The organism is Streptomyces sp. NPDC001851 (assembly GCF_040297165.1).
Lineage (GTDB): Bacteria > Actinomycetota > Actinomycetes > Streptomycetales > Streptomycetaceae > Streptomyces.
This window is the reverse complement of the sequence record NZ_JBEOYR010000025.1, coordinates 50406-69541: the sequence shown is the minus strand read 5'-3', so window position 1 is coordinate 69541 and position 19136 is coordinate 50406. Positions and strand designations below refer to the sequence as shown.

The 19136-nt window shown below is 72.5% G+C and carries 20 protein-coding genes and 2 tRNA genes; 10 read left to right on the top strand and 12 right to left on the bottom strand.

What is annotated here, in order from left to right; genetic code table 11:
- Window positions 1–89: 89 nt before the first annotated feature.
- Window positions 90–929, top strand: coding sequence for a TIGR03619 family F420-dependent LLM class oxidoreductase (locus tag ABT171_RS31065; RefSeq protein ID WP_351249639.1), 840 nt, complete (start codon window positions 90–92; stop codon window positions 927–929).
- A gap of 97 nt (window positions 930–1026) precedes the next feature.
- On the opposite strand, the gene ABT171_RS31060 is transcribed toward ABT171_RS31065, so the two are convergent.
- The 3 genes from ABT171_RS31060 to ABT171_RS31050 form a co-directional block, all read right to left on the bottom strand.
- Window positions 1027–1902, bottom strand: a complete 876-nt coding sequence (locus ABT171_RS31060; protein ID WP_351249637.1) for a LysR family transcriptional regulator — start codon at window positions 1900–1902, stop codon at window positions 1027–1029.
- Between the two features lie 94 nt (window positions 1903–1996).
- Entirely contained in the window at window positions 1997–2944 is a 948-nt protein-coding gene (locus ABT171_RS31055) for an NAD-dependent epimerase/dehydratase family protein (RefSeq protein ID WP_351249635.1), read from the bottom strand.
- Entirely contained in the window at window positions 2941–3567 is a 627-nt protein-coding gene (locus ABT171_RS31050; protein ID WP_351249633.1) for a ScbR family autoregulator-binding transcription factor, read from the bottom strand. The genes ABT171_RS31055 and ABT171_RS31050 overlap by 4 nt, the downstream gene beginning before the upstream one ends.
- 169 nt (window positions 3568–3736) lie before the next feature.
- On the opposite strand from ABT171_RS31050, the gene ABT171_RS31045 reads away from it, so the two are divergent.
- From ABT171_RS31045 to ABT171_RS31035, 3 genes are all read left to right on the top strand, one after another.
- Window positions 3737–4687, top strand: a complete 951-nt coding sequence (locus ABT171_RS31045; protein ID WP_351249631.1) for a ScbA/BarX family gamma-butyrolactone biosynthesis protein — start codon at window positions 3737–3739, stop codon at window positions 4685–4687.
- A 62-nt stretch (window positions 4688–4749) separates the two neighbouring features.
- Window positions 4750–6003: an MFS transporter gene (locus tag ABT171_RS31040; RefSeq protein WP_351249629.1), complete on the top strand. Its 1254-nt coding sequence runs from the start codon at window positions 4750–4752 to the stop codon at window positions 6001–6003.
- Between the two features lie 61 nt (window positions 6004–6064).
- The gene (locus ABT171_RS31035; protein WP_351249627.1) at window positions 6065–6481 is read left to right on the top strand and encodes a MerR family transcriptional regulator; all 417 of its coding nucleotides are present in this window, start codon (window positions 6065–6067) and stop codon (window positions 6479–6481) included.
- An 83-nt stretch (window positions 6482–6564) separates the two neighbouring features.
- Here the strand turns inward: ABT171_RS31035 and ABT171_RS31030 are convergent.
- Window positions 6565–6638, bottom strand: a tRNA-Lys gene (locus ABT171_RS31030).
- A 186-nt stretch (window positions 6639–6824) separates the two neighbouring features.
- Here ABT171_RS31030 and ABT171_RS31025 point away from each other — a divergent pair.
- The 4 genes from ABT171_RS31025 to ABT171_RS31010 all read left to right on the top strand — a co-directional run bounded on the left by ABT171_RS31025 (window position 6825) and on the right by ABT171_RS31010 (window position 10411).
- On the top strand, window positions 6825–7907 hold the full coding sequence (locus ABT171_RS31025; protein WP_351249625.1) for a peptidoglycan-binding protein: 1083 nt from the start codon (window positions 6825–6827) through the stop codon (window positions 7905–7907).
- Between the two features lie 60 nt (window positions 7908–7967).
- Window positions 7968–9110, top strand: coding sequence for an SPFH domain-containing protein (locus ABT171_RS31020; protein ID WP_351249623.1), 1143 nt, complete (start codon window positions 7968–7970; stop codon window positions 9108–9110).
- A 111-nt stretch (window positions 9111–9221) separates the two neighbouring features.
- Complete coding sequence (locus ABT171_RS31015) at window positions 9222–9827, top strand: lytic polysaccharide monooxygenase auxiliary activity family 9 protein (protein WP_351249621.1); 606 nt, start codon at window positions 9222–9224, stop codon at window positions 9825–9827.
- Window positions 9828–9943: 116 nt separating this feature from the next.
- Window positions 9944–10411 carry a DUF3592 domain-containing protein gene (locus ABT171_RS31010; protein WP_351249619.1) on the top strand — a complete coding sequence of 156 codons (468 nt, stop codon included), beginning with the start codon at window positions 9944–9946 and terminating at the stop codon, window positions 10409–10411.
- A 143-nt stretch (window positions 10412–10554) separates the two neighbouring features.
- On the opposite strand, the gene ABT171_RS31005 is transcribed toward ABT171_RS31010, so the two are convergent.
- The 6 genes from ABT171_RS31005 to ehuB form a co-directional block, all read right to left on the bottom strand.
- Window positions 10555–10628: transfer RNA gene (locus ABT171_RS31005), tRNA-Lys, on the bottom strand.
- A gap of 85 nt (window positions 10629–10713) precedes the next feature.
- Window positions 10714–11472 (bottom strand): IclR family transcriptional regulator, encoded by a 759-nt coding sequence (locus tag ABT171_RS31000; protein WP_351249617.1) that lies wholly within the window; start codon window positions 11470–11472, stop codon window positions 10714–10716.
- 211 nt (window positions 11473–11683) lie between these two features.
- Complete coding sequence (ehuA, locus tag ABT171_RS30995; protein WP_351249615.1) at window positions 11684–12466, bottom strand: ectoine/hydroxyectoine ABC transporter ATP-binding protein EhuA; 783 nt, start codon at window positions 12464–12466, stop codon at window positions 11684–11686.
- Window positions 12456–13106 carry an ectoine/hydroxyectoine ABC transporter permease subunit EhuD gene (ehuD, locus tag ABT171_RS30990; RefSeq protein ID WP_351249613.1) on the bottom strand — a complete coding sequence of 217 codons (651 nt, stop codon included), beginning with the start codon at window positions 13104–13106 and terminating at the stop codon, window positions 12456–12458. Before ehuD ends, ehuA begins: the two co-directional genes overlap by 11 nt.
- Window positions 13103–13849 (bottom strand): ectoine/hydroxyectoine ABC transporter permease subunit EhuC, encoded by a 747-nt coding sequence (ehuC, locus tag ABT171_RS30985; protein WP_351249611.1) that lies wholly within the window; start codon window positions 13847–13849, stop codon window positions 13103–13105. The genes ehuD and ehuC overlap by 4 nt, the downstream gene beginning before the upstream one ends.
- Complete coding sequence (gene ehuB / locus ABT171_RS30980) at window positions 13846–14763, bottom strand: ectoine/hydroxyectoine ABC transporter substrate-binding protein EhuB (protein WP_351249609.1); 918 nt, start codon at window positions 14761–14763, stop codon at window positions 13846–13848. The genes ehuC and ehuB overlap by 4 nt, the downstream gene beginning before the upstream one ends.
- A gap of 47 nt (window positions 14764–14810) precedes the next feature.
- Here ehuB and ABT171_RS30975 point away from each other — a divergent pair, with 47 nt between their 5' ends.
- Both ABT171_RS30975 and ABT171_RS30970 read left to right on the top strand, forming a co-directional pair.
- A complete protein-coding gene (locus tag ABT171_RS30975) occupies window positions 14811–15305 on the top strand; it encodes a DUF3830 family protein (protein WP_351249607.1) in 495 nt (164 codons plus the stop codon).
- A gap of 99 nt (window positions 15306–15404) precedes the next feature.
- Window positions 15405–16724, top strand: coding sequence for a hypothetical protein (locus tag ABT171_RS30970; RefSeq protein WP_351249605.1), 1320 nt, complete (start codon window positions 15405–15407; stop codon window positions 16722–16724).
- On the opposite strand, the gene ABT171_RS30965 is transcribed toward ABT171_RS30970, so the two are convergent.
- Window positions 16721–18124, bottom strand: coding sequence for an amidase (locus ABT171_RS30965; RefSeq protein ID WP_351249603.1), 1404 nt, complete (start codon window positions 18122–18124; stop codon window positions 16721–16723). The two genes, ABT171_RS30970 and ABT171_RS30965, sit on opposite strands and share 4 nt — an antisense overlap.
- 15 nt (window positions 18125–18139) lie before the next feature.
- Window positions 18140–19090 (bottom strand): D-2-hydroxyacid dehydrogenase, encoded by a 951-nt coding sequence (locus ABT171_RS30960; protein ID WP_351249601.1) that lies wholly within the window; start codon window positions 19088–19090, stop codon window positions 18140–18142.
- Window positions 19091–19136: the final 46 nt, after the last annotated feature.

Here is a 19136-nt window from a genome sequence, read left to right as displayed (position 1 = left end):
GGCGGCACCGGCGGGGCGCCCGGGCCCCAGGCCCGCGGCCCCCGCCGGCCCCTCCCCCTCACGCACTCGCTTGTATCGGAGCTGACCTCATGCAAACCGGCGCCTCGGTGTTCGCCACTCCCGCCACCATGCCGCCGGGGCCGCTGGCCCGGCTGCTGGAGGAGCACGGGCACGCGGCCCTGTACTTCGCCGAGCACACGCACGCGGTGGCGGGCCCCCAGGGGGCCCGGATGCCGCACAAGTTCCGGGAGACGCTGGATCCGTTCGTGGCCGCGACGGCCGCGGCCTGCGCCACCCGCTCGCTGCGGGTGGGCAGTGCGATCTGCCTGGTGGCCCAGCACGACCCGCTGGTGCTGGCCAAGACCGTCGCCAGCGTCGACCATCTGTCGGGCGGGCGGGTCGACTTCGGGGTCGGCGCCGGCTGGGCGACGGACGAGATGCGTCACCACGGCGTGGACCCGGATCGCCGCTTCGGGCGGATGCGCGAGCACGTGGAGGCCATCCGCGCGATCTGGACCGGGCGCGAGGCCTCGTACGCCGGTGAGCACGTCCGCTTCGAGGGGGTGTGGTCCTGGCCGAAACCGGCGCAGTGGCCGCATCCTCCGGTGCTGGTGGGCGGCATGGGGCCGCGGGTCCTGGAGCGGGTCCTGACCTACGGCGACGGCTGGCTTCCCGACTTCGGCGACGAGGAGACCTTCTCCCGGACCCTGCGGCGCATCCCCGAGCTGCGCGGCAGGGCCGAGGAGGCCGGCCGGGGACCCGTGCCGGTGGTCCTCGCCGGCGTGCCGCACGACCCGCACATCCTGGAGCGCGCCGAACGGGCCGGAGTCGACCGGGTCCTGACCCTCCTGCCCGCGGCGGGCCGCGCGGTGATCGAGCGCTCCCTGGAACGCTACGACCTGGCGATCGCGGCCTGGCGGGGCGAATGACCACCCGCCCCCTGCCCTGACCGCGGAGCGCACCCGAAGCGCTCACCGGGGCCCGCCGCAGGAGCCACCCACGTGCGGGCGGGTCGTCGGGGAAGTCTCAGGCGGCCGTTCGGGGGCGTGCGGTGACGGCACGTTCCATGAAGCGCAGGGCCAGGGGGTGGGCACCGGTGGCCGGGCGGGCCAGCCACAGGGGCATGGGAGGGGCCCCGGTGAGCGGGATGAACCGGACACCCGGGTGCGGATTGCGGCGCAGCGCCAGGTCGGGCACGACCCCGACGCCGTGACCGGCGGCGATCAGCTCCAGCCACTCGGTGAAGCCGCCGCACAGCAGCACGTCGGCGGGCCGGGCCTCCTGCGGCCAGTCGTGCAGCTGGGTGGCCCCGCTGATGGTGTTGATCAGCACGGGGTGCTGGGCCAGCTCCTTCCAGGGCACGCAGCGCCGGCGCGCGAGCGGCGAGCGGCGGGCGACCGCGGCGACGCGTTGCTCCTCGGCGATCCGCACGGTGCGCAGCCCCCGCGCGGTCTGCCGGCCGCGCAGGACGGCGAGCTGGACCGCTCCCTCCTCCAGGCCGGCGCAGCGCTCGTCCCGCCGCACGAGGTCCACGGGGATGCCGTAGGCCCGCTCGAACCCGACGATCGCGTCCTGCAGGAGTTCGTCGGGAAAGAGCCAGCTGAAGCCGATCCGCAGGGTCTGGATGTCGTGCTGGGGGCTGAGGGCCGACTCCAGGCGGGGCAGCAGTTCCCGCAGCTCCTCCCGCAGCAGCGCGCCCGATTCGCTGAGCCGGACCGTGCGTGTGGTGCGGTGGAAGAGCTGGGCCCCCAGGGCCTCTTCGAGCCGGTGGATGGAGCGGGTCAGCGACGGCTGGGTGGTGTGCAGCGAGGCGGCGGCCCGGGTGAAGCTCAGGTGCTCCGCGAGCACGAGGAAGGCCCGCAGATGGCGCATGCCTATGTCTGCGACGTGTTCACTGATCACTGCTTTAAACTACAAACAGAGCGATCGTTTTGTAAAGGTGGTCTTGATCATACCGAGGGGCCGCCGGCCGTCGCCGAAGCAGAACGAGGAACGGCTACGCGACGAGCAGGCCGCGGTACCAGTGCGCCGCACCGGCGAGACCCGCGAGCGGCCCCGGCCCGGGCGGGACGTCCGCGAGCCGCCAGATCTCCCGGCTGTCGTACCAGTGGTCCTCCGCCAGCAGCCGGAACTGACGCTCGCTGACCCACCCCGGTGAGCGGGACAGCTCGGCCAGGCACCGCTCCAACGGCCAGTGCCGCTCGGGGACTTCGGGCAACGCCCCGTGACCGGCCAGTGCGTCGAGCAGATCGCCGACGCGCACGGGGACCGGGTGGCTCGCGTGCCGGCACCCGCCGGGCAGCCGCTCCGTACGGGCGAGGGCGGCGATCAGCCGGGCGAGGTCGTGGACGTCCACCACGGACAGCAGACCCCGCCCGCCGTCCCAGCGGGCCGGCACCCGCCGCACCAGGTCGGCGAGCGCGGGCACGACCCAGCGGTCGCCGGTGCCGAGGATCAGCCCGGGCCGCAGCACCGTGCCCCCGGCCGCCAGCACCAGGCGCTCGGCGGCGAGCCGGGTGCGGCTGGCCTCGGACACCGGGGCGGGCGCCACCTCGTCGACCGTGATGCCCCGGTGCGGACCGGCGCCGTACACCGCGGCCGTGGACAGCAGGACGATCCGCCCGATCCCCGCCCGACGGGCCTCGGCGAGCAGCGCGGAGGTGCCGCCCACGTTCACCGCGGCGCAGTCCCCGGCGTCGCCGCCGACCCGTGCGGCCAGGTGCAGCAGCACGTCGCACCCCGCGCCGAGGCCGCGCAGCGACGCCGGGTCGGTGAGATCGGCGCGCGCCCACTCCACTCCGGGCAGTGCCTCCTGTCCCGCGGGGGCGGCACGGGCGACGGCCCGTACGGCGGGGCCGCTCCCGCCGCGGCGGGACCGGGCCAGGGCGCGCAGCACGGTGGAGCCGACGAAGCCGGTGGCGCCGGTCAGCAGTATCCGGGTCACAGCATGGCCTTCCCGCGCTCGACGTCCACGGTGAGGCGCGCCAGGGCCGCGGGCGTGGCGATGCCCGGCAGCAGGTAGTTCCACAGCAGGGCGATCTGCTGGGGCAGTTCACGCCGCCCGGACTCCAGGTGGGACATCAGCTGGGTGCCGGTGAAGGAGGCGACGAGGACCCGGGCGAACTCGGTGCGGGAGACCTGGGGCAGCAGTTCGCCGCGCTCCTCGGCGACGTCCAGCTCGCTGCGGAACAGGTCGATCCACATGCGGTAGACGGTGAAGTCCCACAGCCCCGCCTCGCCCTGTTCCACGGCGAGCCGTACTCCGGCCCGCAGCAGTACGTTGCTCTGCAGTTCGAAGCTCAGGTACAGGGTGAGGTCGATCAGCTGCTGCAGTCCGGCCGGGGTGCGGGGCAGCGTGAGCGTGGCGGCCTGCTCCGTCAGCACCGCGCGGCCGAGGTCCTCCTTCGACTTGAAGTGGAAGTACATCGCGCCCTGGGTGACCCCGGCTCGCTGCAGGATCTTGCTGACTCCGGCGGCCGAGTACCCGAACTCGTCGAACACCTCTGCCGCCGCCATCAGGATCGCCTCCCGGGTGCGCACCGCGCGCTCCTGCTTGGGCCGTGTCATCGAGTAGCTCCGTGTCTGTGAGAGAAGTGACAACGCCAGGAAGGACAGGCGCGGGACAAGAAACAAAACGATCGCCCTTTATAGTATCTCTGACCCGTCGTGACGATCACCGATGCGGGCACCACCCCTGCCCGCACGGTCCGTCCTGCCCGAGAAGAGGTGCAACACCGTGATCCGGACCGCCCAGGACCCGGCAGTGTCATCATGGGCTCCCGTTCCGCAGCGGCATGTCCACAAGCACAACGCCGACGAGACACTCCTCACCTCCTGGCGGCGCACGGGGCCCGACGGTTTCCTGATCAAGGCCCGCTGGCCCGCGGCCCACTCCTTCTACGCGACCGGGGCGGACGGTGTCGATCCGCTGCTGTTCAGCGAGACCGTCCGGCAGTGTCTGCCCATGCTCTCGCACGAGGCCTACGACGTCCCCCTCGGCCACCACCTGCTGTGGGAGACCTACGACTACGCCCTCACCGACGTCCCCGCGGCCGGCGGCAACGCCTGTGACATCGTCCTGCACGCCCACTGCACCGACGTCCTGCGCCGCGGCACCCGGACCGCCGCGGCCACCGTGCACCTGCGCGCCCTGCGGAGCGGGACGCTCATAGGCACCGCGACCACCCGGTTCGCCATCCAGCCCGGCACGGTCTACCGGCGGCTGCGCGGGCGGTACGCCGATCTGGAGCGCGCGCTCGGCAGCCGCCTCGACCCGGCCGCGCCGCTGCCGGCGCGAGCGGCGGGGCGCGATCGGCCGGACGACGTCGTCCTGTCGCCGACGGGTGTCCCGGGGCGCCACCGGCTGCGCGTGGACACGGGCCACCCCATCCTCTTCGACCACCCGGTCGACCACGTCCCCGGCATGCTGCTGCTCGACGCCGCACGTCAGGCCGCGCACACGGCGTCCACGGCCCGCCCGGCCCGCGCCGTCGCCATGACCACCCGGTTCCTGCGGTACGTCGAGCTGGACGCCCCCTGCTGGGTCGACACCGCCACCGACCCCGCCGACCCGGACCGGGTGCTGGTGACGGCCCGCCAGCACGAGCGCGTGTGCTTCACCGCCTCCGTCGCCCTGGCCGCGGTGTCCGCGGCGGACACCCTGCACGCGGCCCGCAGCGCCGCCTGAGGCCGGGGTGCCCCGGTCGCGGACTTGACCTTCACCCAGACGTCAACGTTGAGGCTGCTCCCATGCACACACCACAGAACCCTGCCACCGGGCGGAGCGCCACCTGGGCGCTGACCGTGCTCACCCTGTGCTCCTTCACGCTCGGCACCGGCGAGATCATGATCGCGGGCCTGCTGCCGGACATCGCCGGCGATGCCGGTGTCTCGCTGTCCACGGCCGGCCTGCTGGTCAGCTCCTTCGCCATGACCGTCGTGATCGGCGGCCCCGTTCTGGCGCTGACCACCGGGCGGACGCGGCGGCGCCGGCTGCTGACCGCCCTGATGCTCGTCTACGTCCTCGGCAACGCCGTCTCCGCCGTGGCGGCCTCGTTCTGGCCGCTGGCCGCCGGGCGGATCCTCGCCGCGCTGGCCCACTCGGCTCTGATGCCGCTGTTCTTCGGCATCGCCGCGGACGTCGTGCCGCCGCACAAGCGCGGCATGGCGGTCGCCCGGGTCTCGCTGGGCTTCAGCCTCGCGATGATCGCCGGACTGCCCATCGGCACCGCCATCGGCCAGTGGCTCGGCTGGCGCGCCACCTTCTGGGCGGTGGCCGCGCTCACCCTCGCGGTCATCGTGCCCGTCGCGGCCCTCGCCCCCGACACCCCGGGCAGCGGCGCGGCCGACGACCAGGGACGGCTGAAGGAACTGAAGGTCCTCGGCGACCGCCGGGTGCAGATCGTCACGGGCGTCACCGCGCTGGCCGCCGCCGCCTCCTTCACCGCCTACACCTATGTCACGCCGCTCCTCACCGACACCGTCGGCTTCAGCGAGTCCGCGGTCACCGTGCTGTTGCTGCTGTTCGGCATCGGCGGCACGGTGGGCAACCTGATCGGCGGCCGGCTCACCGACCGCTCGGTGCTCGGCGCGGTCGCCCAGTCCGTCGCGGCCCTGGCCGTCTCCCTGCTGCTGCTGGGCATGACCACCGGGGTCAAGCCGGTGGCCGTGGCGTTCCTGTTCCTGTTCGGCGCCGCCTACTACGCGGTGATCCCGGCGGTGAACACCCGGCTGCTGAACGTCGCCTCCCAGCAGGCCCGCACCCTCGCCCTGACCGTGCAGAGCTCGGCGTTCAACCTCGGCACCGCGCTGGGCGGCTGGCTCGGCGGCCGGGTCATCGCCGCGGGCGCCGGACTGCGCTGGCTGCCGGTGACGGGCGGGGTGGTCGCCCTGCTGGCGCTGGTGTTCGCCGTCGTCGAGGCCACCGGTGAGCGCCGCCGGGCCCAGGCCGCGTCCTCCGCCGGCCCCGCGGCCATGGAAGCGGTGCCCGAGAACGCCGTCTGATCCGGGCACCTTCCATCCGACCCGTCCGATCCCTCACCGACCGTCAGAGAGGCAGCCGTCGATGCGCATCGGGGAACTCGCACACGCCACCGGCACCACCACCCGCGCCCTGCGGTACTACGAGGAGCACGGCCTGCTGCACCCCGAGCGCACCTCGAACGGCTACCGCTCCTACGGCCGCGAGGCGGTGCGTGTGGTGCGCAACATCCGGCTGCTGCTGGCGGCCGGCCTCACGACCGAGGACCTGCTGCTCATCGACGGCTGCCTGCGCGACGAACTGCTGAGCGACCACAGCTGCGCGGACCCCGGCGCCAAGATCACCGTGTTCGAGCAGCGGCTGGCCGTGATCCAGCAGCGCATCGAGGAACTCACGCGGGTCCGCGCCCAGCTGCTGGGCCGACTCGGCGAACTGCGCACGCAGGCCGGCCGGCCCGCGCGCGGCTGCCCGCGCCGCCTCGGGGAACAGGCGGCGGCCTAGCGCCACGGCCGGGGCGAGAAGGCGAAACAGAGATGGCGAGCCAGATCCGCGCTTTCTGCGGACGTGGCTCGCCATCGTCATTGTGCGCCGCCAGGGACTCGAACCCCGGACCCGCTGATTAAGAGTCAGCTGCTCTAACCAACTGAGCTAGCGGCGCCTGCTGACAGAGATAACTCTACATGACCTTCAGGGGTGCCCCTGACCGCCCGCAGGGGCCGGAAGGTCACCCCGCGGGGCCGCGTACATCATTCGGACCGTCAAAGTGGCGGCCTGATGGACGGTTGAGAAACTGATCATCGTGCACAAGCGCGGACAAAACACCCCCGAATGTGAGGTAGATCGCATGGCCACTCCGGTGTTCGAGGAAGTCGAGCCCGCGGGGGACTGCGACTGCCCCGGTTGCGTCGAAGGGCGACGGGTGAGCCCCCGCCGGTCGTCCGGCCGTCCCGGCGGCCGCCCGGCGGCCTGCGGAATCGTCGTCATGGCCGCGGCGTCGGCCGTCCTCGGCGCGGTCGCCCCGGCCGCCGCCGTCAGCCCCGGCCGGCCCGCCGGGCAGCGCCCCCACGTCCCCGCCGACGGCGAGACCGAGACCCCCCAGGGCGGCAGGTCCCCGCTGCACGGTGCGGCGGGCAAACCGGCCGAGCTCAGCGCCGTCCCCATCCCCGCGACCACCCGGGCCGACATCATCAAGCGGGCCAAGGTCTGGGTGGCCGCACAGGTGCCGTACAGCATGTCGGACTACTGGTCCGACGGCTATCGCCAGGACTGCTCCGGCTATGTCTCCATGGCCTGGAACCTGGGGAGCAACGAGTGGACGGGCAGCCTCGACCAGTTCGGCGTGAAGATCACCAAGGAGGAGCTGCAGCCCGGAGACATGCTGCTCTACCACAACCCCGACAACCCCGAGAAGGGCTCCCACGTGGTGATCTTCGGCGGCTGGACGGACTCGGCGCACACCACCTACACGGTCTACGAGCAGACACCTCCGCACACCCGCAGCCAGCCCACCCCCTACCCCTACTGGAGCAACACCGACAAGTACGTCCCGTACCGCTACAAGGGCGTGACCGCGGAGACGGCGGGCGCCCAGCGGGCCGACGGCAAGGCGGGCAAGGCCGGCAAGGCGGGGGTCCCGGGCCGGCCCGCCTCGCACGGGGTGCCCGGCTATCCCGGCCGGGGCCTCTTCCGCCCGGGGGCGGAGAACGCGTACGTCGCGCAGCTGGGACGCCGGCTGGTGGAGAAAGGGTTCGGCAGGTTCTACGCCACCGACCCCGGCCCGCGCTGGAGCGAAGCGGACCGGCGTGCGGTGGAGGCCTTCCAGCGCGCTCAGGGCTGGCGCGGCGGCGCGGCGGACGGCTACCCGGGGCCGGAGACCTGGCGACGGCTCTTCGCGGACGCGGACCCCGGCCACGAGAGCGGCCGGTGATCGGCTGATCTTCCATCCCCCCTGTTCATGACGTATCTGGCGCGGAGGCTGGAGCAACGCATGAGTACGACCACGTCACACACGCCGCCCGGATCCGAGGGGCAGCCGGAGGGCCCCGCGGTGCCCGGCGGGCGTCCGGCCCGGCTGATCCAGAACGAGGTGACCACCGAGATCCCCGTCCATCTGCTCTTCCGGGACGACCCCGACCCGGTGAACCCGGTGAAGGTGCCGCTCAAGCCGGCGGTGGTGGCCCGCCGGCAGGGCACCGGTGAGCAGCCGCGCCTCGGCCGCCCGGCGCCGGTGCGCCGCCGCCCGCTGCCGGAGGTCGACCCGGAGCTGGTGGAGCGTCCGGCGCGGGCGCTGCCGGGGCTGGCCGGGGTGCTCGCCGGGGCCTGCGGTCTCACCGGGTGTCTGGCGACCTCCTGGTGGGCGGGGCTGCTTCCGCCGGCCGCGGTGGGGGCGCTGGGGCTGCCCGCCTCCGCGGGCGCGGGACTCGGCCCGGCGCAGTGGGTGGCGTACGCCGGGGCCGGGGCGCTCGGGCTGCTCGGCTTCGCCGGGCTGGCCCGGGGGCGGTCCGGGCGGGCCTGGGTGCTCGGCATGTTCGGCGGCTACCGGGGGACGGTCCGGCGCACCGGGCTGCTCTGGGTGAACCCGCTGCTGCCGCGCCGCCGGGTCGATGTGCGGCTGCGGCACTGGCGCAGCGAGGCGATGCCGGCGGCGGATCCCGACGGGATGGCGCTCCGGGTGGTGGTGCTGGTGGTGTGGCGGGTGCGGGACACCGCGCGGGCCGCACTCGGTGTCGAGGACCACGAGACGTATCTGCGCGAGTGCGTGGAGGCGGCGCTGGCCCGGGTGCCGGTGGAGCCGGCGGGCGGGACGCGGGGCGGGGTGACGGCGGCCGGGGACGCGCTGACCCGGCTGGTGGCGGAGGAGACCGCGCCGGTCGGTGTGCAGGTGTTCTCGGTGCAGCCGATCCGGGTGGAGTACGCCCCGGAGGTCGCCGCCGCGATGCACCGGCGCCGGATCGCCGCGCTGGACGCCCGGCAACGGGCCAGCATGCTCAGCTCGGTGGTCGACTCGGTGGAGGACACGGTGACCCGGCTGACCGTGCGCGGTCTGGTGGAGCTGGACGACTACGAGCGCAAGGTGCTGGTGCGCGACCTGACGGTCGCCTTCTGCTCGGGGCGCGGGGAGCCGTTGTAGCGGGGGATGCGGTCGGTATGGACACGTTCAACCAACGCCCATAATCTGGCCCTTGGTCTAGACCTACCTGCACAGCTCACCGAACTCCCCACGTTCTCCAGGAGCGGCAGTATGCACACCAGGACCAAGTTGTCCGCGGCCGTGCTGGGTGTGGTGACCGCCGGAGCGTTCGCGCTCTCCACCGGCGGCGCCAGCGGGCACGGCTACACCGACCTCCCCATCAGCAGGCAGAAGCTCTGCGCCAACGGCACCGTGACGGGCTGCGGCGACATCCAGTACGAGCCGCAGAGCGTCGAGGGCCCCAAGGGCTTCCCGGCCGCGGGGCCCGCCGACGGCCAGCTCTGCAACGGCGGCCTGAGCCGGTTCGCCCAGCTCAGCTCGCCGGCCACCCCGTCCGGCGGCGCCTGGCCCGCCACCCGGGTGACGGGCGGTCAGACGTACACCTTCCGCTGGCAGTTCACCGCCATGCACGCCACGACGGACTTCTCGTACTACGTCACCAGGCAGGGCTGGAACCAGAACCACCCCCTGTCCCGCTCGGACCTCGACCTCACCCCCTTCCTGACGGTCCCCTACCACGGCCAGCGCCCGCCGCAGACCCTCAGTCACAGCGGCACCCTGCCGACCGGGCTGAGCGGGCACCACGTCATCCTCGCGGTGTGGACGATCGCCGACACGGGCAACGCGTTCTACGCCTGCTCGGACGTCACCTTCTGACGGCCGTTGCGTCACAGCGCGGAAACTGAGGTTCCCCTGAGGCAGGCCGCCCCTACCAGCGGGTACGTTCCTCGCACGCCGGCCGAGAACGGCGTACCGGACCTCAGGGGGACCTCATGTTCGAGCTGCTCTTCTACGCCGTGCCCGCCCTCATGATCGCCGGGGCGGTCTTCGCCCTGGCCAGGCTGCTGCGCCGGTCGCGGGAGGTGCGCCGGGCCTGGCACGGCGGGCTGACGGCCGAGGCGCGCTGCCTGCAGACGTACACCACGACCAGCGGCGGCGGTGGTGAGACCTCCGTGCACACGACGCTGCACCACGTGTACGAGTTCACCACCCGCGAGGGCCGTACCGTCCGCTTCGAGGAGGCCAACGGCCCGGGGACGACGATCCCGGGCGACATCGTCACCGTGCACTACACGGCGGAGCGCCCCGAGCGGGCGACGGCCCACGCCCCGGCGCGCGGAAGGCTCGCCGCCGAGTCCGGCTGCCAGGTGGCGTTCTTCGGCGTGTTCATCGGGGGCTGCGTCCTCTTCATGGTCGCCGCCCACGGGGTCTTCTCGATGGCGGACGGCTTCCTGCCCTAGTCCCTCATCTCCGCCGGGCGCCTGCGCAACGGGGAGGAGGCGATGACCGGGGACCAGGTGACGGTGACGGACAAGATCCACCGGGGTTCGGTGCGGAAAACGCCGAAGGGTCCCTCGCCTGTGCGAAGGACCCTTCGTCCATGTGCGCCGCCAGGGACTCGAACCCCGGACCCGCTGATTAAGAGTCAGCTGCTCTAACCAACTGAGCTAGCGGCGCATGACTCCCGCCGACCTCGGATTTTGTCTTCCTCGGCTGGCGACGAAGAAAATACTACCTGGTCCTCGGGGGTGCTCGTGACCACCTACAGGGTCAGGGACAGCAGCACCGGCGCCGCGTTGCGGTTGAGGGTCTCCGCCGCCTGCTTCAGCCGGTGCGCGTGTTCCACGGGAAGCGACAGCGCCAGGCAGCCCACCGAGGAACCCGCCGTGATCGGGACCGCCGCGCAGACCGTGCCGACCGCGTACTCCTGGAGGTCCAGGACCGGCACCGTCGGCGGCTGGGACTCCAGGCGGGACAGCAGCAGCTTGTCGCTGGTGATGGTGCGCGAGGTGAGGCGCGCCATCTTGTACCGGGAGAGGTGGTCGCGGCGGGCGTTGTGGTCCAGCTGGGTCAGCAGGCTCTTGCCGACCGCCGTGGCGTGGGCGGAGCAGCGGAAGTCGACCCACTCGTTGACCGCCGGGGTGGCGGGCCCGGCGGCGTACTGGGTGACCTTGACCTCGCCGTCGACGTACCGGCTCAGGTAGACCGCCGCGCCGACCGAGTCGCGCAGCCGGTCCAGGGTGTGCTGCAGCTTCTCGCGCAGGGCCCGCTCGCGGTCGTGCGCGGAGGTGAGGCGGCGCAGGGTGTCGCCGGTGACGTACGCCCCGTCGGTGATCTGCTCGACGTAGCCCTCGCGGCGCAGCATGCGCAGCAGGGCCGTGAGCCGCTCGGAGCCGAGGCCGGTGCGGCGGGCCAGCTCGGTGTCGGTGACGCCGGCGCGGTGCCCGGCGACGGTCTCCAGCACGCGCAGCGCGTCCTGGGCGGAGTGGTACGGGGCGGTAGGCTCGGGCATCAGCGCCACGGTGGTCCCCCTGCGCTCGCCTGTCGGTGGCCGCGAGATCCGGTTCGCGGATCGCTTCCACGATAACGGGCAAGCCCCCTGACGGGAGAGGGGGTTGGCGAGATTGCTTCGCGCCTTGGCCCCTCCCAACTGCGGCGCACATCCTCTGGCATATGCCGCCGACATGCCCCAGCGGTCGGACCTCGGCATCTTCCGGATCCACGCGCCGTAGTCACAGCACCGCGCTGAGGAATTCCCGGGTGCGGTCCTGCTCCGGGTCGGTGAAGATCTTCTCCGGGGAACCGGACTCGATCACCCGGCCGCCGTCGAACATCAGCACCTGGTCGGAGATGTCACGGGCGAAACCCATCTCGTGGGTCACGCAGAGCATCGTGATGTCCGTGCTGCGGGCGATGTCCCTGAGCAGATCGAGCACGCCCGCCACCAGCTCCGGGTCGAGCGCGGAGGTCACCTCGTCCAGCAGCAGCACCCGTGGCCGCATCGCCAGGGCCCGGGCGATCGCCACCCGCTGCTGCTGCCCGCCGGACAGCCGGGTCGGCCTCGCGTCGCACTTGTCGGCCAGACCCACCAGGTCCAGCAGCTCCCGGGCGCGCTCCTCGGCCTCGTCCCGGGACATGCCGAGGACCTGCACCGGGGCCTCGGTGAGGTTGCGCAGCACGCTCATGTTCGGGAACAGGTTGAACTGCTGGAACACCATCCCGATCTTCTTGCGCACCTCCCGGACCTGCTTCTCCGGCGCCGGGAACAGCCGCTCCCCGTCGACGGTGATCGTGCCCTCGTCCGGCTTGGTGAGGGTCATCAGGAGTCTGAGGATCGTGGTCTTGCCCGATCCGGAGGGGCCGATCAGGGTCACGTGCTTGCCCGCGTCGACGGTGAAGTCCAGGTGGTCGAGCACGGTGTTCGCGCCGAACCGCTTGGTGACGTTCGCGAGGCGGATCAGCTCGCCCGGCTGGGCGTCGGTCGGGGTCGGCTGCGGACGGGTCTCAACGGACAAGGCGTCGCTCCAGGGCTCGCATGAGTAGGGAGGCCAGGTAGGAGATGAGGATGAAGGCGGCGCCGATCACCGTGATCGGCTCGGTGAACTGGAAGTGCTGCTGGGAGTAGAGCCGGGCCTGCTGCAGCATCTCCGGCACGGTGATCACCATCAGCATCGGTGTGTCCTTGAGCATGGCGATCACATAGTTGCCGAGCGCGGGAACCACCCGGCGGACCGCCTGCGGCAGGATCACCGCGGTCCAGGTCCGGCGCCGGGGCAGGTTCAGCGCGGTCGCCGCCTCCCACTGGCCGGCCGGGACCGCCTCGATGCCGGCCCGGTAGACCTGCATGGTGTACGTCGAGTAGTGCAGGCCGATCGCGACGACACCGGTGGTCAGCGCCGAGAAGGCCAGGCCCCACTCGGGCAGCACGTAGAACAGGAAGAACAGCTGCACCAGCAGCGGGGTGTTGCGCACGAACTCCGTGACCACCCCGACCGGCCAGCGCACCCAGCGGGCCGGCGTCCGCATCAGCAGCGCCCACACCAGCCCGAGGGTGAAGGACGCCAGCGAACCGAGGGCGAGGGCCTGCAGGGTGACCAGCAGCCCGTGCCAGAAGGCCGGCATGAAGTCGCCGACGGCGTTCCAGTCCCACTTCACGCGGCAGCACCTCCGCCCATGCCGGCGCCCCCCGCGGCGCCCACTCCGGTCGTCCGGGCCCGCTTGAGCTCACGCGCCGCCCACTCGGTGCCGGGATCCTTGCCGACCCCGGCCTTCAGCCGCTTCTCCAGGGAACGCATCAGCCGCGTCAGCACGAAGGCGATGGCGAAGTAGATCAGCAGGATGTACGTGTAGATCTCCGCGCTCTGCTGCAACGCCAGCCGCACCAGGTTCGCGCTGAACGTCAGGTCGCCCATTCCCATGACCGACACCAGCGCGGTGCCCTTGAGCAGCTCGACCAGCAGATTGCAGAAGGTCGGGATCATCTCCGGCACCGCCTGCGGCAGCACGATCAGCCGAAGGCGCTGCCAGGGCGTGAAGCCGAGCGCGATCCCGCCCTCCTTCTGCGCCGGGTCCACCGCGTTCAGCGCGCCGCGCACGATCTCCGAGCCGTACGCGCCGTACGTCAGGCCGAGCGCCAGCGTGCCCGCCCACATCGGCACCAGCTGCCAGCCGAAGGCGAGCGGCAGCACGAAGTACACCCAGAAGATCATCACCAGCGCGGAGGTGCCGCGGAACACCTCGGTGTAGAAGCCGGCGACGAAACGCACGATCCACAGCCGGTGGGTGCGCGCGACGCCGGCGACGAAGGACACCGCCACGGTCAGCAGCGTGCTGAACACCAGCAGCTGGATGGTGGTCCAGACGCCCTTGAGTACGAGTTCCCACAGTCCCGGGGTCATCCGCCGCACAGCTCCTTCGCGGTGAGGTCGGTCATCTCGGCCTTCGTGAACCCGAAGGGCCGAAGTATCCGGAACAGCTCCCCGCTCTTCTTCAGCTTGTGCAGTTCGGTGTTGAAGGCGTCCCGCAGCCTGGTCTCGGTCGGCCGGAACGCGAACGCGCCGCCGTCGATGTGCGGTTTGCCCTTGACCAGCGGGGCGAAGGGCGCGGTGGCCTCCGCCTTCGCCGACTTCTTCACCACTTCCCGCGTGGTGAGCGCCGTACCGGCGAAGACGTCGGCGCGCCCCGCCTCGACGGCGTTCAGCCCGGCGACCTGGTCCGGCACGATCAGGATGTCGCTCCGCGCGTACCCGGCCTCGACCGCGAACTGGATGTCGGCGTATCCGGTGCCGGTGGCGAACCTCGCCTTCTTCGCGACGACGTCGCGGTAGGAGTGCAGCCCCAACGGGTTCCCCTTCCGCACGATGAACGAATCCAGCATCTGGTAGTCCGGGTCGGCGAAGATCACCTGCCGGCAGCGCTCCGGATTGACGTACATCCCGGCGGCCACGACATCGAACTGCTGCGAGTTCAGCCCCGGGATCAACGACCCGAACTCGGTGGGCACCGGCTGCACCCGGTCCACCCCCAGCCGCTTGAAGATCACCCTCGCCAGCTCGGGCGCCTCCCCGGTGAGACGGCCGTCCTTGTCGATGTACCCGAACGGGATCTCACCGGCGATGCCGAGCCGTACGACGCCCTGCGCGCGCAGCCGCTCCAGCAGATCGCCGCCCGGCTTGCCGGAGGCCTCGGCCACCCGGGTGCAGCCCGCCGCGCCCAGCACACCGAGAGCGGCGAGCCCGCCGAGCAAGGACCGCCGGGTGTGTCTGTGTTCCGCCCGTGTCGTGTATGCGTCGTTCCCAAGTGGTGGAGCCATGGCGGCGCGGCTACCCAAGCGCTCTCCGGCTATGCACCCTGGTTTTCATGGCCGACCGATATGTCACCGTGTCCCTCGCCAGGCGGGACGTGCACTGCACGGCCCGCCTCCTGACCGACCGCGCGCCCCTGACCTGCGAGGCGGTATGGGAAGCACTGCCGCTCTCGGGCGACGTCCACCACGCCAAATACGCCCGCAACGAGATCTACGCCCTCTTCCCGCCGTTCGCCTCCACGGAACCCCCACTGGAGAACCCGACGGTCACCCCGATTCCCGGCGACCTCTGTTACTTCACCTTCGCCGGCGCCGAACTCGGCACCAAGGCCTACGGTTACGACCGCGAGGTGCGCCCCGGCACCACGGTGGTCGACCTGGCCCTGTTCTACGAACGCAACAACCTGCTCCTCAACGGCGACGTGGGCTGGGTGCCCGGGATCGTGTGGGGCCAGGTGGTGGAGGGGCTCCAGGCGATGGCCGAGGCGTGCAACGACCTGTGGCGCAGCGGGGCGGCGGGGGAGACGCTGGGTTTCCGGCGGGCGTGAGCGCGTCTCCCCGGCGGTAGTCTTCTTGTCAAGATCACGCCATCGGGGGATGCGGTTCGGGTCGTGGGCTGTCCTCCGTGCAGAGGGAAAGGGCAGTGCATGAGACCGGTACTCGCCAGGGCGTCCGTCGCCGTCATCGCCATCGGGTCGCTCGCGGCCTGCGGCGGCGGCCCGGGAACGGCGAAGACCGCCGGCGGCGGCGACAAGAAGCCTTCCGCGCACGCCTCGGTACCGGCGCCCCTGCGCAGGCTCGCCGTCCCGGCCCGGTACGACACCTCACGCGGCTGGCAGCTCTCGGGGAAGCAGCTCGGTTCGTACGTCGTGCTGCCGAAGTCCGGCGCGCTGGCCACGATGACCAGCGAGCGATCCAGCGGCGGATACGCCTACCGGCTGACCGTACGGGACGCGGTGACCGGCCGGGTCCGCTGGACGGGCAAGCCGTTCAAGGGCCTGTCCGAGGGCGAGGCGCCCCACGTGTTCGTCGCCACCGCCGCCGGCAAGGAGTACCTGGTGACCTGGTCCCAGGGGAAGAAGGGCGAGGACGCCCTGTCCAAGGCGAAGTACGCGTACGCCGTCGACATCTACGCCGCCGACGGCTCGGGCGAGGCGGTCGCGCCCGCGCACCATGTCGAGCTTCCGGCGACCGCGTTCGAAAAGGCCGTCACCGACGGCGGGGAAGGCCTGCTGGTACCCGTGGCGGACCAGCGCAGGGTCGCCGTGGACCCGGCCACGGGCCGCACCACCACGTACGACACGGCTTCCATCGAGCCGCCCGCCTGCCCCGCCTGTGACGACCACCTCGGCAACGACATCGCCGCCGTGACGGAACGGGGCCCGGTGGTGGCCAACAAGGGGGCCGGCGCGTTCGGCATACCCGGTTCCTGGGACGGCGACCGGATCGCGCCCGCAGGCGTCCTTTCGGAGACCGGTCAGGTGTGGCCGGGCACCGGCGGACACCTCATCGCCCGCTGGACGCAGAAGGACTTCGACCACGACGTGTGGGCCGTCCTCGACAGCAGGACCGGCCAGGTCCAGGCGTCCGTGCGGTGCGCCAAGCCGCCCGCCCCGACGGCGGACGCCCCCGGCTCCGCGCTCTCCCCGAACGGCCGGTACCTCGTCTCCGGGCACCTCGCCTTCGACCTCAGGTCGAAGAAGGGCTACTGCTTCGAGGAGACCGACGACAGCAAGCCCCTCAGCTTCGACGCCGCCACCGACGACGGCACCGCCTACGGCACCTCGCTCACCAAGGACAGCCTGACGGGGACCACGGCCCCCGTCCAGCTCTCCCTGGCCACGGGCACCCCGAAGGCGCTGCCCGGCGGCTCCGAGGTACCGGTCGCCGACTTCGACGGGGTGGGTGTCTTCGCCCACGACGAGGGCGATGCGCCGTATCTGGTGGTCTATCGGCACAAGGGTTAGGCCACCGCGGCGACCGGTGGTGCCGAAGCCGCCCCGGCCTCGTACAGGGCGTGGGCCGCCCGCAGTACCAGGTCGTCCCGGTGCCGGGCGGCCACCAGTTGCATCCCCACCGGCAGGCCGTCCCCGTCCGTGCCCACCGGGACGGTCGCGGCGGGCTGCTGGGTGAGGTTGAAGGGGTAGGTGAACGGCGTCCAGCCCGTCCAGCGCCGGAAGGCGGAGCGGGCCGGCACCTCCGGCCCGGCCTCGAACGCGGTCAGCGGCAGCGTCGGGGTCACCAGCAGGTCGTAGCGCTCGTGGAAGCGGCCCATGCGGCGGCCGAGGTCCATGCGGGCGTCCACCGCGGCCAGGTAGTCCAGCGCGCTGTACCGGGCGCCCTGGGCGCAGATCTCGCGCAGGCCCGGGTCCAGGAGCCGGCGGCGGCGCGGGGAGAAGCGTTCGGTGAGGCGGGCCGCGCCGCTGAACCAGAGGGTGTGGAAGGCCTCCAGCGGCTCGCTGAAGTCGGGGTCGGTCTCCTCGACGTACGCCCCGAGGTCCGCGAGGCGCGCCACCGCCCGCCGGACGGCAGCCGCGACCGCCGGCTGCACCACGACCTGGCCGCCGAGGGACGGGGAGTACGCCACCCGGAGGCCGTGTACGCCCCCCTCCAGCGCCTCGCTGAAGGGGCCCGGCGCGGGCGGCAGCGCGGACCAGTCGCGTGCGTCGGGCGCGGCGATGACGTCCAGCAGCAGGGCCGCGTCGGCCGCGTCCCGGGTCATCGGGCCCGCGTGGGAGAGGGTGCCGAACGGGCTCGCCGGGTAGAGCGGCACGCGGCCGTACGTCGGTTTCAGGCCGAAGATGCCGCAGAACGCGGCCGGGATACGGATGCTGCCGCCGCCGTCCGTGCCCAGTGACAGCGGGCCCGCGCCGAGCGCCACGGCCGCCGCACTGCCCCCGCTGGAGCCGCCGGCCGTGCGGGAGAGGTCGTGCGGGTTGCGGGTGATGCCGGTGAGCGGGGAGTCGGTGACGCCCTTCCAGCCGAACTCGGGGGTCGTCGTCTTGCCCAGGAACACCGCGCCGTGCTCACGGAGCCGGGCCACCGAGGGGGCGTCCTCGTCCCAGCCGCCCTGCGCGGAGACCGCCTTCGAGCCGCGCAGGGTCGGGTGGCCGCGCAGCAGGAGGAGGTCCTTCACGGTCACCGGGACGCCGTCCAGCAGTCCGGCCGGTTCGCCGCGGCGCCAGCGCTCCTCCGACTCCCGCGCCCGTGCCAGCGCGTCCTCCCCGGTGAGCCGCACGAACGCGTTCACCTCCGGTTGGCTGCGCCGGGCCCGCTCCAGGGCCTGTTCGGTGACCTCCACGGGGCCGAACTCGCGCTTGCGGTAACCGTCCAGGAGCTGCAGGGCGGTGAGGTCGGTGAGCTGCATGCACCCTCCAAGAGGTCAGTGCCCCGGCACGTAACCACGCTGTTTGTCGACCACGTTCACCAGTGATCTGCCCGCCGCCCAGCGGTCGTACAACTCCACGAACTGGGCGCCCAGTTCGTCCCGCCAGCCGACCGTGTCGCCGCTCATGTGCGGGGAGACGATCAGCCCCGGCAGGGTCCACAACGGGCTGTCCGGGGGCAGGGGTTCGGTGGTGAAGACGTCCAGGGCCGCACCCGCGATCCAGCGCCGGGTCAGGGCGTGGGCGAGGGCCTCCTCGTCGACCAGGGCGCCCCGGCCGACGTTCACGAAGAACGCCGACGGCTGCATCACGCCGAACCGGCGGGCGTCGAACATGCGGTACGTCTCCTCGGTGAGCGGCGCCGCCGAGATCACCCAGTCCGCGCGGGAGATCAGCCGGTCCAGGTCCGCCGGGCCGTGGATGCCGGTCCGCGGTACCCGTCCGACCAGCGCCGTCGTCACACCGAGGGCCTTCAGGGTGCGTACGATCGCCCGGCCGATCGGGCCCGAGCCGACCACGCACGCGCGCGTGCCCGCCACCCGCCGTCCCTCCCGGTGCCGCCAGGTCCGCTCCCGCTGGTGCTCCAGCGTGCGCGGCAGGTCCTTGGCGACCGCCAGCACCAGGGCCGCCACGTACTCGGCGATCGGCTGGTCGAAGATCCCGCGCGCGTTGGTGACCACGGTGCCGGACGTGGCGAGTTCCGGGCACATCAGATGGTCCACGCCGGCGCTCGCCGTGTGCACCCAGGCCGGCCTGGGCCCGTCCCCCGGCCAGGCCTCGCGCACCGCGTGCGAGGTGAAGTCCCAGACCAGGAGCACGTCCGCCGCGGGCAGTCGCTCGGCCAGGTGCGCGGCGTCGGTGTGCACGATCCGCGCGCGGCCGGTGAGCCGGCCGAGCCGGGGCGGCGGCTCGGCGTCCAGGACGAGGACGGTCGGAAGGGTCGTCATACGGGGCGGCTCCGGGCGTCTGACGTGCGCGGATCATGCGGAGACT

Excerpts from the sequence above, each read along its gene's own strand:
- ABT171_RS31015 (WP_351249621.1), top strand. The coding sequence starts at position 9,222 with ATGCACACCAGGACCAAGTTGTCCGCGGCCGTGCTGGGTGTGGTGACC.
- ABT171_RS30975 (WP_351249607.1), top strand. The coding sequence starts at position 14,811 with ATGGCCGACCGATATGTCACCGTGTCCCTCGCCAGGCGGGACGTGCAC.
- ABT171_RS31035 (WP_351249627.1), top strand. The coding sequence starts at position 6,065 with ATGCGCATCGGGGAACTCGCACACGCCACCGGCACCACCACCCGCGCC.
- ABT171_RS30965 (WP_351249603.1), bottom strand. The coding sequence starts at position 18,124 with ATGCAGCTCACCGACCTCACCGCCCTGCAGCTCCTGGACGGTTACCGC.
- ABT171_RS31025 (WP_351249625.1), top strand. The coding sequence starts at position 6,825 with ATGGCCACTCCGGTGTTCGAGGAAGTCGAGCCCGCGGGGGACTGCGAC.
- ABT171_RS30970 (WP_351249605.1), top strand. The coding sequence starts at position 15,405 with ATGAGACCGGTACTCGCCAGGGCGTCCGTCGCCGTCATCGCCATCGGG.
- ABT171_RS30960 (WP_351249601.1), bottom strand. The coding sequence starts at position 19,090 with ATGACGACCCTTCCGACCGTCCTCGTCCTGGACGCCGAGCCGCCGCCC.
- ehuC (WP_351249611.1), bottom strand. The coding sequence starts at position 13,849 with ATGACCCCGGGACTGTGGGAACTCGTACTCAAGGGCGTCTGGACCACC.
- ehuB (WP_351249609.1), bottom strand. The coding sequence starts at position 14,763 with ATGGCTCCACCACTTGGGAACGACGCATACACGACACGGGCGGAACAC.
- ABT171_RS31010 (WP_351249619.1), top strand. The coding sequence starts at position 9,944 with ATGTTCGAGCTGCTCTTCTACGCCGTGCCCGCCCTCATGATCGCCGGG.
- ABT171_RS31040 (WP_351249629.1), top strand. The coding sequence starts at position 4,750 with ATGCACACACCACAGAACCCTGCCACCGGGCGGAGCGCCACCTGGGCG.
- ABT171_RS31020 (WP_351249623.1), top strand. The coding sequence starts at position 7,968 with ATGAGTACGACCACGTCACACACGCCGCCCGGATCCGAGGGGCAGCCG.
- ABT171_RS31065 (WP_351249639.1), top strand. The coding sequence starts at position 90 with ATGCAAACCGGCGCCTCGGTGTTCGCCACTCCCGCCACCATGCCGCCG.
- ABT171_RS31050 (WP_351249633.1), bottom strand. The coding sequence starts at position 3,567 with ATGACACGGCCCAAGCAGGAGCGCGCGGTGCGCACCCGGGAGGCGATC.